We start from the raw sequence: 12182 nt of genomic DNA, 5'->3' as shown, positions 1-12182 counted from the left end.
AGGGCCGGCCCAGCCGCCCACCCGCCGTCAACCGCGGGCCGGCGGCCGTTCGCGTTCCGGCGGCAGCGGCTGCGGCGGGCGCCCGAGTTCCCAGTCCAGGTCGTAGCGGCGGAACAGGTCCGACCGGATCGGCGCCAACGGGATCTCCGCCCCCGGCAGCAGTACGCCGATGCAGCCGCCCATCAGCGCGCTGCGTAGCACCGCGTGCTCGGCGACCGGATCCGGCGCGCCCCAGTCCTGCAGCAACCCTTGGAGGATGGCGCCGAGTTGCTGTTGTTCCGGGTCCTGGACGAAGGCACCGGTGTCCGGGTCGAGGATCAGTGCCAGGTGGGAGCGCATCACCCGCGGGTGGTCCAGCGCGAGTCCGAGCACGGCGTCGATGGCGCGGGCCAGCCGAGCCCCGGGGGAGGCGTTCGGCGGCAGCTCGGCCAGGGCGCCCGACAGCGTTTGGTGCATCATCCGGTGTGTCGCGGACTGCATCAGCAGCCGTTTGCCGTCGAAGTAGTACGAGACCAGGCCGCGGGCGAGTCCGGCCCGCTCGGCGATGTCGGTCAGCGTGGTGCCCGCGTAACCGTGCTGGTCAACCAGTTCGACGGTGGCCCGCATGATGCGTCGGCGGGAGCGCTGCCGCATCTCCTCATTGACCGAATCCCCGCGAGGTGCCATCGTGTCTGCTCCGAACGTTCGTTGGCTCCGAGTCAATATACTTACGGAGCCGGCAGCCGCGCCGTGGAACCGTGCCCTGCCGGGCGCCGCCCGTGCGGCCGGATGCGAAGACGGCCGGCTCCACCAATACGGGGGTTTGGTGGAGCCGGCGCCGACGGCTGACGACCAGGGGTCGGTCGTGGGTGAGGCCGGTGCGGGTCAGTGCTCGGTCAGGACTTCGGCCCGGGCCGTGGTCGACCCGACAGGCGGATAATCATAATCCGGCACCGACACGGGAGTTGAATTCCGTCGCCGGTCCACCAGTGCGCCCACCGCGGCGACCAGCAGGCCGACCAGTGCGACCGCGGTGACGAAGACCAGCGCCGGCCGGTAGCCGTCCAGCTGGGCCTGCGGGCTGTCACCGCCCGCACTGCCGGCCGTGATCATCGCGGTCGCCCCGGCCAGCACCACGGCGGTGCCGACCTGGATCGCGGTGTTCACCAGGCCCGAGGCCAGGCCCTGCTCCTCGTCCGCCACGCCGTCGGTGGCGGCGATGTTCACCGACGGGAAGGCCAGCGCGAAGCCCACGCCGAGCAGCAGCATCGAGGGCAGCACCAGCACCGGGTAGGAGCTGTGCTCGTCCAGGCGCAGGAACAGGGCGAAGGCGGCGACCAGCGCCAGCACGCCGATCGGCAGCAGTCGGCCGGTGCCGAAGCGGTCCACGATCGGGCCCATGAACGGCGCCGAGAGCGCGATGAACGCGCCGGCCGGGAGCAGTCCGAGGGCCATCTGCAGGGCCGACCAGCCGAGCAGGTGCTGCAGATAGAGCGTGACGACGAACTGGAAGCCGCCGTAGGCGCCGGTCATTGCGAATGCGACCACGTTGGCCCGGGCGACCGAGCCGTTGCGGAAGATGCCGAGCCGGACCAGCGGATGGGCGGTACGGCTCTCGATCAGCAGGAAGGCGGCGGCCAGCGCGATGACCACGGCCAGCGAGCCGAGGGTGCGCAGGCTCAGCCAGCCGGCGCCCTGGGCCTCGGTGACGGTGAACACCAGCAGCAGGACGGTCGCGGTGCCGGTGATCGCGCCGAGCGCGTCGTAGCCGCCCTTGGCGGGCTCCTCGACCGGGCGGGGGAGCAGGCGGACGGCGAATGCCAGGGCGAGCAGCGCGACCGGGACGGGCATCAGGAAGGTCCAGCGCCAGCCGACCGAGGTGAGCAGGCCGCTGAGCACCAGGCCGAGCGAGAAGCCGCTGGCGCCGCAGGTGGTGTAGATCGACAGCGCCCGGTTGCGGGCGGGGCCCTCGGCGAAGGTCGTGGTGATGATCGACAGGCCTGCCGGGGCGGTGAAGGCGGCGCTGACGCCCTTGAGGAAGCGGGCCGCGATCAGCAGGCCGCCGTCGTCGACCAGGCCGCCGACCAGCGAGGCGGCGGCGAAGGCGGACAGGGCGATCAGGAAGACCCGGCGGCGGCCGAGCAGGTCGGCGGCGCGTCCGCCGAGCAGGAGGAGGCCGCCGTAGCCGAGCACGTAGCCGGAGACCACCCATTGCAGGGCGGAGGTCGACAGGTGCAGCTCGGAGCCGATGGAGGGGAGGGCGACGCCCACCATCGAGACGTCCAGGGCGTCCAGGAACATGGCGGCGCAGAGCACGATCAGGGTGCCCCAGAGGCGGGGAGTCCAGTTCAGCCCGTTGGTTGACGGGGCGTCGGGTGACGTGACGGTCGCGGTGGTCATGGAGAGGACAGTACATGCGTATGCATTCAATGCAAATGAATTAGATGTGAACGCATAAATTGACGATGCACGTGCTAGGGTGGCGGTGTGGCTGAACTCGACTCCTCGGCGCTCGACTCCCCGGCAGAGGCCGGTCTCGTCGCGGAATGGCGCGAGCTGCTGGCCCGCCATGCTGCCGCCGTCTGCATGCTCGACCGCGAGCTGGGCGACAAGTGCGGGCTCGGTATGAGCGAGTTCGAGGTGCTGGAGCGTCTTGTGGAGGGGTGCGAGGCGGGCGGCCGCCCCGCGCTGCGGGTGGCCGAGCTGGCGCCCACCGTCCATCTGAGCCAGAGCGCGCTGTCCCGGCTGATCGCTCGGCTGGAGAAGGGCGGACTGGTCACCCGGGCCATGTGTGAGAGCGACCGGCGGGGCATCATGCTCGCCCTGACCGAGGCCGGGCGGGAGCGCTACGAGCAGGCCCGGCCGCTCCACCGCGAAGTGCTCGGGCTGACCCTCGGCGGGGCGCCCGGACCGGTCTGCGGGGAGCCGGACGCCGACTGACCCGGCGTCAAGTGCTTCGCTCAGAGTAGTGAGTTGAGCCCTGGGGCTACGGCCAGCAGGACGGCCGCGGCGGGCGCGGCGAGGGCGAGCAGGGTGAGCCGCAGCCGGCGCGGCACGGAGAGTCGCGGACGGCCCGCGAGCAGCCGGTCGACCCGCTTCGGGGACTGCGCCAGGCCGGGCGGGCAGGAGCCGAACACCCCACGGTCCAGGTTGAGTTCGGCCAGCGCGAGGGCGGTGGTGTGCCGGCCGTGGCGGCGTGCGGCCCGGTCGTCGGCGGCCAGCTCGATCAGTTCCGCCACCTGGTCCCGGAAGGCGCTGAACACGCCGACACCGGGGAAGCCGGAGGCGAGCGCCTGGGCGAACTGTTGCAGCAGGTGGTGCCGGGCCCGGACGTGCCCGCGCTCATGACTCAGCACGGCCGCCAACTCCCGGTCGGTGAGCTGCTGGAGGGCGCCGGTGGTGACCACCAGGCGGGAGTTCGGGCCGGGCAGCGACCAGGCCTCGGGGCGGACGTTCTCCAGCACCACCAGTCGCTCCCGGCGGTTTCGGGCGGCCGCGATCGCCTCGGGCAACTCCGGCGCGCGGGTCGCGAGTTGGGCGTGCCGACGGTCGCGCAGGGCCTTGGCCGTACGGGCCTCGCGGGTGATCGCCAGCACCGTCTGGAGCGCGCCCGCCGCCAGCACCACGGCGCACAGCCGGCCCCAGCCCTCGGCGTCCTGCAGGCCGTACGCGGCCTCCACGCCGTGCGGGGCGCCCGTGAACACCAGGGCGCGCAGTTCGGGTAGGGCGGCGGAGGCGGCGAGGACCAGACTCAGTGCGCAGCACAGCAGCACGGCCACGACCAGGCACTGCCACACCAGCAGTGCCAGCACGGGTTCACGCTCCACCCAGCGGGCCCGGGCCAGCCGTCGGGGCGCGACGGTCGAGAGCAGCAGTCCGAGCAGCAGCAGGCCGATCAGGGCAGTCATCCCATGGGCTCCCCGAGTACGCACGGAACGCGACAACGCGCTCGCTGCCAACCTATGCGCTGTCGACGCCCGGTGGAACGGCTTTCGGCCGGCCAGTGACCAACGCCACGCGAGGGTGCGGCGCTTGGTTCGCGGGGGAGGGCGGTTGCGTGGACGTCACATCGTCAGGAGCATGGCGAACATGCCGATGCCCATGGCGAGTCGGCAGGCCTGCGGCAGGCCGGTGGTGCCGAGCGCGAGGGTGCCGGCAGGGGTGCGCAGCAGCCGGGCGCCGGCCCAGAGGGCGTAGCCGCCGAAGTAGAGCAACAGGGCGCCGGTCAGCGGGGGTGTGCCGAGGGTGGCGGCGTGGTGGTGTCCGCCGGGGGAGGCCGTCATCGCGAGCGCCATGTACGTCATGGCGAGCGCGCCGACCGCGTGGTGCAGCCGGTGGGCCCGGCCGGTGGGGGCGTAGAGAGCGGCGAACAGGAAGGCGGCGGCGGGCGCGCCGAACAGACCGGCCCAGACGGCGGCCGGGACGGTGGCGCCGGTGACGGCCATCACCGCCATGCCGAGCCCCATCAGGGCCTCGGCGGCGTCGGACTCCCGGGCGAGCCGGCGGCCGGCGTGACCGGGGCCGGCGGCGCCGGCCGGGGTGCAGGGGGAATGCCGCAGGCGGGTCAGGCAGTAGACGCCGGCGGTGGCGGTGAGGAGGGCGAGGAGCCAGTTGACCAGGGTGGGGCCGTGCAACGGCAGCCTCCCGGGGCGCGGGCGGCGAACAGCGGACGGCGAACAGATGACAGCTGACGGATGACAGATGACAGATGACAGATGACAGCTAACGAAATCTGTTATCCGTCATCCGTTATCCGTCATCCGTTGTCCGTCAGCCGTTCGCCGTCATCCGCCCACCGACACCCGTCCGCAGCGACGGTCGTTCCGTCCACGATCACCGCTCCGTCCCCGGCGCGGCCAGGGCGCGTACGGGGGCGCATAGTGGTGCCCACTGTGGCGCGGCCCTCCCCATGCCACCCGCTCTGCCCCACGCCACCCGCTCCGCCTCACCGGCGGCTCAGCCCTGGAGCCGCCCCGAGGCGACCACCCGGCTGAGGAACTGCCGGGTCCGCTCCTCCCGAGGATCGCCGAACACCTGCTCCGGAGGCCCCTGTTCGAGGACCACCCCGCCGTCCAGGAAGCAGACCTGGTCGGCGACCTCCCGGGCGAAGCCCATCTCATGGGTGGAGAGGACCATCGTCATCCCCTGCTCCTTGAGGTCGCGCACCACCGACAGCACCTCCCCGACCAGCACCGGGTCGAGCGCCGCGGTGATCTCGTCGAGCAGCAGCAACCGGGGCCCGGTCGCCAGCGCCCGCACGATGGCGACGCGCTGCTGCTGTCCGCCGGAGAGCCGGTCCGGGTACTCCTTCGCCTTCGTCGCCAGCCCGAGCCGGTCCAGCAGCTCCAGCGCCTTCGCCTCGGCGTCCGCCCGTCCGACCCGGTGCACCCGGCGCGGCGCGAGGGTGATGTTCTCCAGCACCGTCATGTGCGGGAACAGGTTGTACGACTGGAACACCACCCCGATCCGGCGCCGTACGGAGTCCTCGTCCGTGCGCGGGTCGGTGATCTCCTCGCCGTCCAGGAAGATCGCCCCGTCATCGATCCCCTCCAAGAGGTTGACGCAGCGCATCAGCGTGGACTTCCCGGAGCCGGACGCCCCGATCAGCGCCGTCACCGAGTGCTCGGGCACGGCGAGGTCCACCTCGCGCAGCACCACCTGGCCGTCGAAGGTCTTGCGCACCGACTCCAGCCGGAGCACCTCAGGCCCGCTCATGCGCCCACCTCGCTGCGCTCGGCAGCCGCTTCGCGCAACGCGCACCTCTTGACGGTTCGCTCGCTCGCTCACGTGACCCCTCCCTGCAACTGCCGACGGTTCATCCGGGTGGTCAGCCAGTCGGCGAACCGGGTCAGCGGAACGGTCAGCACGATGAACACCAGCCCCGCCACCAGGTACGGCGTGAAGTTGAACGAGTGTGCCGCGATGATCTTCGCCGCGTACACCGCGTCGATCGCCCCGCCGATCGAGACGAGACCGGTGTCCTTCTGCAGGCTGACCAGGTTGTTGAGCAGCGGCGGCACCACCCGCCGCACCGCCTGGGGCAGCACCACGTACCGCATCGCCTGGGCGTTGGTCAGCCCCAGCGACCGCGCCGCCGCCCGCTGGCTCGGGTGCACCGACTCGATGCCCGAGCGGAACACCTCCGACACGTACGCCGAGTACGTCAGCACCAGCGCCGCCCCGCCGAGCAGCAGCGGATCGGTGGTCACCCCACTGAGCCGCAGCGCCGGGACCCCGGTGATCATCACCAGCAAGCAGATGATCATCGGCAGCCCGAGGAAGAAGTCCACGTACGCCGTGGCCAACAGCCGCACCGGCAGGAACACCGGACCGCGCAGCGTCCGCAGTACCGCGAGCAGCAGGCCGAAGACCAGGATCAGCACCCCGCAGCCGAGCATCAGCTCCAGGTTGAGCCGCAGCCCCTTGAGCACCTCCGGCAGTGCCTGCCGGGCGTAGTCCAGGTTGAAGAAGGTCCGCCGAGTCACCTCCCAGCCCGGGGAGTTGACCACCAGCAGGTACAGCGCGACCGCCGTCAGCAGGGTCGAGGCGGTGGCGATCAGTGCCGAGCGCCGGGCCCGCCCGCGCCGGTACGCCTCGTGCACCAGCCGCCGCTCGGACGGGCGGTACCCGTCCTTCTCCGCCGGGGCCTTGGTGACGGTGGCCGGTCCGGCCAGCCCCGCGTCCCCGCTCACTTCAGCACCGGTGCCGAGACGGCGTCCGACAGCCACTGCTTCTCCAGCTTCGCCAGCGTCCCGTCCGCCCGCAGCGCGTCCACCGCCCGGGACACGCAGTCGGTCAGCTTGGAGCCCTTGTCCAGCACCAGGCCGAACTGCTCACCCTGCGCGGCCGCCTCGAACTGCCCCACCACCTGGGCCTCCGGCACCTCGGCGCCGGTGATGTAGAAGGCCGTCGGCAGGTCCACCACCAGCGCCTCGACCTGACCGTTCTTCAGCGCGGCCTTCGCCAGGTCGTTGGAGTCGAACACGGCCGGCTGGGTGCTCGGCTTGATGGTGTCGGTGATGGTGTCCAGGCTCGTGGTGCCGACCTGCGCGCCCAGCTTGGTGCCCTTCAGGTCGGCGATGCTCTTCGCGTTCGCCGCCTTGGAGTTCTTCAGCGCGATGACGGCCTGGCGCACGTTGTAGTAGCCGGAGGAGAAGTCCACGGCCTGCTTGCGCTCGTCGCTGATGGACACCTGGTTGATGTCGAAGTCGAAGTCCTTGGCACCCGGTGCGGTCGCCTTGCCGAACGGCGCGACCACCCAGCCGACCTTGTCCTTCGAGTATCCCAGCTTCTCCGCCACGGCGTACGCCACCGCCGACTCGAAGCCCTTGCCGTTCTCCGGCTTGTCCTCGGCGAACCACGGGTCGTAGGCCGGCTTGTCGGTGCCGACGGTCAGCTTCCCGGCCGTCCGCGTCGCCAGCGCCCCCGGCGCGCAGCCCGCCGACGCACCGGCCGTGCCCGAGGCGGCGGCCCCGTCGGGCTCGGCGCCCTGCGGGGCGCACGCGGTCAGCGCGGCGGCGGCGACCACCAGCGCGGCGAGGGGCAGTACGGCGGACGGCTTGCGGAGGGTCATGGCAGCGCTCCAGAGGAAGGGCCGGGCAGGACGGGAGAAGGCGGGAGGGCGAGGCGGCGCGGGCCGCGTGGGCCGCGTCCCGGCGGGTCACCTCCCCCAGTGGCGGCGCCGGAACACCCGCGGCATGGTCGGCGTACGGGCCCGTGTCGACGGCGACCGTGGGCTGGACAGGCACCAGCCGGGTCAGTGGGGGCCGGTCGACCACCGCCGGATCAGCAGTGCGGCCGGGGCAGTCGTGCGGCCAGGTCAGCAGTGCGGCCGGATCGACACCAGCGGCTGGATCAACAACAGCGGTGACAGCGGCCGCCGCGGCCGCGCGTGCGGCAGCGACAGCCGGTCTGCCGACGGGAGGGCAGCCGGAACGGGCCGTCGTGGCGTTCGGCCACCGTGATCACCGCCGGGAACATGCCGGGAGGTTCGCATCAGACCAGCGCATCTGTCCAGGACATCCAGATCACCGTCCACATGTCGGACAAGCGGCGTCCCGGCGCAGGTTTTCGAGCCGCAGCGGCGGTGCGCGGAAGTTTTGCCGGTCCTGACCCCCTTGAACGGGAGAACCTCTCGTACTTATGGTGTCCCCGTTGAAATAACTCCTGTCGAAGTGAGTCCACGATGCAGAATCTTTCGCCAAGGCTCGCTGCGGCGGCCGACGCCCCGGTCTCGACCCTCGCCGCTCACCCGGCGTGGCTGCGCCTGAAGGAGGCCGTCGAGACGCTGCGCCCGCTGCAGTCCAAGGACGGCTCGATCGACCTGTCCACCGTCCAGCGGCACGCCGTCGACCCGCTGGTGGCCACGGTCCGGGCCGCCGTCGAGGAGCTCGCCCCGAACTTTCCGCACGACGCCGCCTACCTGGCCGCCGTCGACGCCGACCTCGCCAAGTGGGCCGACACCGGCTACCGGCAGCCCGACTTCCTGGACTCGCTGCTCGCCTTCCAGCCCGCCGACCAGCGCGAGGACGGCCTGGAGCACCTGGTCGTCTTCCCGATGTACACCCAGAACGGCAACCCGAATCGCAACCTGGAAGCCGTCCTGCTGCAGGTCGTGTGGCCCGACTGGCTCGCGGAGCTGGAGCGCACCCGCTTCGACAACCCGATGTTCGTGCCGATCACCTTCACGGACTTCACGGCCGGCTACGACACCAACTCCGCCGTCCTCTTCCCCGAGACGGTCGCCGTCCGCAAGGCGCCGGAACGTTTCACCTGGGGTGGCATCTTCTGCGACCGCGAGGCCGCCCGCTTCCGCGCCGTCTCCACCAGTGCCGTCCAGCAGCTCGGCCTGGCGATCCCGGCCGACGCCGAGGGCCTGCTCAAGGACCAGCACCGCGCGCAGGAGACCTTCGTCCTGTGGGACCTCGTCCACGACCGCACCCACAGCCACGGCGACCTGCCGTTCGACCCCTTCATGATCAAGCAGCGCAGCCCGTTCTGGATGTACGGCCTTGAGGAGCTCCGCTGCGACCTCACCACCTTCAAGGAGGCGGTGAAGCTGGAGGGCGAAGGCAACGCGCACGCCCGCGACGTCCAGTACGCGATCCTGTTCGACCGCCTGTTCCGCTTCCCGGTCAGCGGCGACCGCGTCCGCAACTACGACGGCCTCGGCGGCCAGCTGCTCTTCGCGTACCTGCACAAGCACGACGCGCTGCGCTGGCGCGACAACCGCCTGAGCATCGACTGGGACCGCGCCCAGCAGGTCACCAACGCGCTCTGCGGCGAGATCGAGACCCTGTACCGCGACGGCATCGACCGGCCCAAGCCGGCCCACTGGATCGCCGCCTACGAGCTGGTCTCCCGCTACCTCACCCCGCACCCGGCCTCCACCTGGGCCAAGGGCCCCGAGGCGCTGCCGCTCGACATCACCGACGGCAAGGCCCTCAACAAGGCGCTGTGCGACGCCGTGCTCCCGGACGAGTTCCCGCTGAGCATGTTCTACGAGGCCCTGTCCAAGAAGCTCGGCGGCGTCATCGCCGCCACCGCCGGCATCACCGGCGCCGGTATCCAGGGAGTTGCCGCGTGACCACCACCCCCGACACCAAGCTGGCCGGCAAGGTCATCGCCGTCGCCGGGGCCAGCGGCCCGGCCGGCCAGGCGGTGCTGCGCCGCCTGGCCACTGACGGCGCCACTGTGATCGGTGCCGACATCGACGCCCAGCGGCTGGACTCCGCCCTGGACGCCACCCGCATCGCGGTGCGCGGCGCCAAGGTCAGCGGCCAGGTGATCGACCTGCTCGACCCGCAGGAGGTCCACGACTGGGCCGACCACCTGGAGGCCGAGCACGGTCACGTCGACGGCCTGTTCCACCTGGTCGGCGGCTGGCGCGGAAGCAAGACCTTCTTCGACACCCGCCTGGACGACTGGGACTTCCTGCACGACACCGTCGTGCGCACCCTCCAGCACACCTCGCTGGCCTTCCAGCCCGCGCTGGTCCGCAGCCAGGCCGGCCGCTACGCGATGATCTCCGCCGCGGCCGCCCACAAGCCCACCGCGGGGGGCGCCGCCTACGCGGCCGCCAAGGCGGCCACGGAGGCCTGGACCCTCGCCATGGCCGACTCCTTCAAGAAGGAGACCACCTCCCCGGACGGGGAGCCGACCGCGGCGGCTGCCATCCTGGTGATCAAGGCGTTGGTCAGTCCCGAGATGCGGGCCGAGAAGCCGGAGGCGAAGTTTGCCGGCTTCACCGACACCGCCGACCTCGCCGGCCACCTGGCGGGCCTCTGGGACCGCCCCGCAGCAGAACTGAACGGACAGCACCTGTGGCTGACAGCCCGATGACCGACCTCACCCGTACGGACGCGGTACGGCGACACGACCCCGCCGTCCGTGGGTTCGCCAGCGACAACTACGCCGGCGTGCACCCCGAGATCCTCGCCGCGATCGCCCTCGCCAACGGCGGCCACCAGGTCGCCTACGGCGAGGACGACTACACGGCGCACCTGCAGGACGTCTTCCGCCGCCACTTCGGCGACAAGGCCGAGGCGTACCCCGTTTTCAACGGCACCGGCGCCAACGTGGTCGCCCTCCAGTCGCTGCTGCCGCGCTGGGGTGCCGTGGTCTGCGCCGACACCGCCCACATCCACGTGGACGAGGGCGGCGCCCCGGAGAAGATGGGTGGCATCAAGCTCCACCTCATCCCGACCCCGGACGGCAAGCTCACCCCCGAGCTGCTCGACCAGCAGGCCTGGGGCTTCGGTGACGAGCACCGCGCGCAGCCGCTCGCGGTCTCCATCACCCAGAGCACCGAGCTCGGGACCCTCTACACCGCCGACGAGATCCGCGCGATCACCGAGCACGCCCACCAGCTCGGCATGCTCGTCCACGTCGACGGCTCCCGCCTGGCCAACGCGGCCGCCTCGCTCGGCCAGCCGCTGCGCGCCTTCACCACGGACGCGGGCGTCGACGTGATCTCCTTCGGCGGGACGAAGAACGGCCTGCTGTTCGGTGAGGTCGTGGTGGTGCTCAACCCGGAGCGGGTCCGCAACATCAAGTACCTGCGCAAGACCTCGATGCAGCTCGCCTCGAAGATGCGCTTCCTCTCCGTCCAGTTCGAGGCGCTGCTCTCCGGCGACCTCTACCTGCGCAACGCCGGCCACGCCAACGCGATGGCCAGCCGGCTGGAGGCGGCGGTCCGGAAGATCGACGGCGTCGAGGTCGTCCGCCCGGTCCAGGCGAACGCGGTGTTCGCGATCCTCCCGCGCGAGGTGAGCGAGCGACTGCAGAAGCGTTACCGCTTCTACTTCTGGAACGAGCACACCGGCGAGGTCCGCTGGATGTGTGCTTACGACACCACGGAGGCCGACATCGACGCCTTCGCGGCGGCCATCGCCGAGGAGATGGGCCGCGCCTAACGGTGTTCGAACTGCGGATCGTCCCGTCCTGCGACAGCAGGGCGGGACGATTTGCATGTGGCGGGTCGGCCCCCGTACAGTTCCGGAGTCGCCGCGGGAGACCGGGGCGGCAAAGCGGAAAGCGAATCCGATGAATGAAACTCCGGAAAACGGAGCGGAAAACATCTGATAAGCTGGAAACACGAAAGAACGAAGCGCCCGGAGGGCCCGCTGAAAGGCGGTCCGAAGGAAGCGTCCGTTCCTTGAGAACTCAACAGCGTGCCAAAAGTCAACGCCAGATATGTTGACATCCCCGGCCTCAGGTTTCCTGGGGTTGGAGATTCCTTTTGAAATAACACTAGCGAGGACGCAGTGCGCGGGGCCGCCCTATTCCGGTGGTTGCCGTGCCGCTCAACGCGGGTGTGAACCGGCCCTGCTTGATTGTCGGGGCTGAGTAAACATTCACGGAGAGTTTGATCCTGGCTCAGGACGAACGCTGGCGGCGTGCTTAACACATGCAAGTCGAACGGTGAAGCCCTTCGGGGTGGATCAGTGGCGAACGGGTGAGTAACACGTGGGCAATCTGCCCTGCACTCTGGGACAAGCCCTGGAAACGGGGTCTAATACCGGATATGACCTTCCTCTGCATGGGGGTTGGTGGAAAGCTCCGGCGGTGCAGGATGAGCCCGCGGCCTATCAGCTTGTTGGTGGGGTAATGGCCTACCAAGGCGACGACGGGTAGCCGGCCTGAGAGGGCGACCGGCCACACTGGGACTGAGACACGGCCCAGACTCCTACGGGAGGCAGCAG

11 protein-coding genes and 1 rRNA gene are annotated in these 12182 nt (G+C 70.8%); 5 read left to right on the top strand and 7 right to left on the bottom strand.

Features of this window, described 5'->3' with window-relative positions; translation table 11 throughout:
• Positions 1-27: 27 nt before the first annotated feature.
• Together ACH4E7_RS04975 and ACH4E7_RS04970 are read right to left on the bottom strand one after the other, a co-directional pair.
• Complete coding sequence (locus tag ACH4E7_RS04975) at positions 28-633, bottom strand: TetR/AcrR family transcriptional regulator (protein ID WP_396247587.1); 606 nt, start codon at positions 631-633, stop codon at positions 28-30.
• Positions 634-864: 231 nt separating this feature from the next.
• A complete protein-coding gene (locus tag ACH4E7_RS04970; protein ID WP_396247586.1) occupies positions 865-2379 on the bottom strand; it encodes an MFS transporter in 1515 nt (504 codons plus the stop codon).
• Between the two features lie 87 nt (positions 2380-2466).
• Between ACH4E7_RS04970 and ACH4E7_RS04965 the strand changes: the two genes are divergently transcribed.
• Positions 2467-2919 carry a MarR family winged helix-turn-helix transcriptional regulator gene (locus ACH4E7_RS04965; protein ID WP_396247585.1) on the top strand — a complete coding sequence of 151 codons (453 nt, stop codon included), beginning with the start codon at positions 2467-2469 and terminating at the stop codon, positions 2917-2919.
• A 20-nt stretch (positions 2920-2939) separates the two neighbouring features.
• Here ACH4E7_RS04965 and ACH4E7_RS04960 read toward each other — a convergent pair whose 3' ends face one another.
• The 5 genes from ACH4E7_RS04960 to ACH4E7_RS04940 all read right to left on the bottom strand — a co-directional run bounded on the left by ACH4E7_RS04960 (position 2940) and on the right by ACH4E7_RS04940 (position 7552).
• Entirely contained in the window at positions 2940-3887 is a 948-nt protein-coding gene (locus tag ACH4E7_RS04960) for a M56 family metallopeptidase (RefSeq protein WP_396247584.1), read from the bottom strand.
• Between the two features lie 156 nt (positions 3888-4043).
• Positions 4044-4613, bottom strand: coding sequence for a DUF5134 domain-containing protein (locus ACH4E7_RS04955; RefSeq protein WP_396247583.1), 570 nt, complete (start codon positions 4611-4613; stop codon positions 4044-4046).
• 322 nt (positions 4614-4935) lie between these two features.
• Entirely contained in the window at positions 4936-5694 is a 759-nt protein-coding gene (locus ACH4E7_RS04950) for an amino acid ABC transporter ATP-binding protein (RefSeq protein ID WP_396247582.1), read from the bottom strand.
• A 68-nt stretch (positions 5695-5762) separates the two neighbouring features.
• The gene (locus ACH4E7_RS04945) at positions 5763-6671 is read right to left on the bottom strand and encodes an amino acid ABC transporter permease (RefSeq protein WP_396247581.1); all 909 of its coding nucleotides are present in this window, start codon (positions 6669-6671) and stop codon (positions 5763-5765) included.
• The gene (locus tag ACH4E7_RS04940; RefSeq protein ID WP_396247580.1) at positions 6668-7552 is read right to left on the bottom strand and encodes an ABC transporter substrate-binding protein; all 885 of its coding nucleotides are present in this window, start codon (positions 7550-7552) and stop codon (positions 6668-6670) included. The genes ACH4E7_RS04945 and ACH4E7_RS04940 overlap by 4 nt, the downstream gene beginning before the upstream one ends.
• Before the next feature lie 612 nt (positions 7553-8164).
• On the opposite strand from ACH4E7_RS04940, the gene ACH4E7_RS04935 reads away from it, so the two are divergent.
• The 4 genes from ACH4E7_RS04935 to ACH4E7_RS04920 form a co-directional block, all read left to right on the top strand.
• Positions 8165-9565, top strand: coding sequence for a DUF6421 family protein (locus tag ACH4E7_RS04935; RefSeq protein ID WP_396247579.1), 1401 nt, complete (start codon positions 8165-8167; stop codon positions 9563-9565).
• Positions 9562-10320 (top strand): SDR family NAD(P)-dependent oxidoreductase, encoded by a 759-nt coding sequence (locus tag ACH4E7_RS04930; RefSeq protein ID WP_396247578.1) that lies wholly within the window; start codon positions 9562-9564, stop codon positions 10318-10320. Before ACH4E7_RS04935 ends, ACH4E7_RS04930 begins: the two co-directional genes overlap by 4 nt.
• Positions 10317-11393, top strand: coding sequence for a threonine aldolase family protein (locus ACH4E7_RS04925; protein WP_396247880.1), 1077 nt, complete (start codon positions 10317-10319; stop codon positions 11391-11393). Before ACH4E7_RS04930 ends, ACH4E7_RS04925 begins: the two co-directional genes overlap by 4 nt.
• A gap of 440 nt (positions 11394-11833) precedes the next feature.
• Positions 11834-12182, top strand: a 16S ribosomal RNA gene (locus ACH4E7_RS04920); the annotation flags it as partial.

It is taken from the genome of Kitasatospora sp. NPDC018058 (assembly GCF_044327205.1).
GTDB lineage: Bacteria > Actinomycetota > Actinomycetes > Streptomycetales > Streptomycetaceae > Kitasatospora.
The sequence above is the reverse complement of the archived record's forward strand: the minus strand, read 5'-3'. Positions and strand labels throughout refer to the sequence as shown.

Bases quoted from the DNA above. Each gene is read 5' to 3' on its own strand.
- ACH4E7_RS04975 (WP_396247587.1), bottom strand. From the start codon at position 633: ATGCGGCAGCGCTCCCGCCGACGCATCATGCGGGCCACCGTCGAACTG.
- ACH4E7_RS04970 (WP_396247586.1), bottom strand. From the start codon at position 2,379: ATGACCACCGCGACCGTCACGTCACCCGACGCCCCGTCAACCAACGGG.
- ACH4E7_RS04960 (WP_396247584.1), bottom strand. From the start codon at position 3,887: ATGACTGCCCTGATCGGCCTGCTGCTGCTCGGACTGCTGCTCTCGACC.
- ACH4E7_RS04950 (WP_396247582.1), bottom strand. From the start codon at position 5,694: ATGAGCGGGCCTGAGGTGCTCCGGCTGGAGTCGGTGCGCAAGACCTTC.
- ACH4E7_RS04940 (WP_396247580.1), bottom strand. From the start codon at position 7,552: ATGACCCTCCGCAAGCCGTCCGCCGTACTGCCCCTCGCCGCGCTGGTG.
- ACH4E7_RS04935 (WP_396247579.1), top strand. From the start codon at position 8,165: ATGCAGAATCTTTCGCCAAGGCTCGCTGCGGCGGCCGACGCCCCGGTC.
- ACH4E7_RS04925 (WP_396247880.1), top strand. From the start codon at position 10,317: ATGACCGACCTCACCCGTACGGACGCGGTACGGCGACACGACCCCGCC.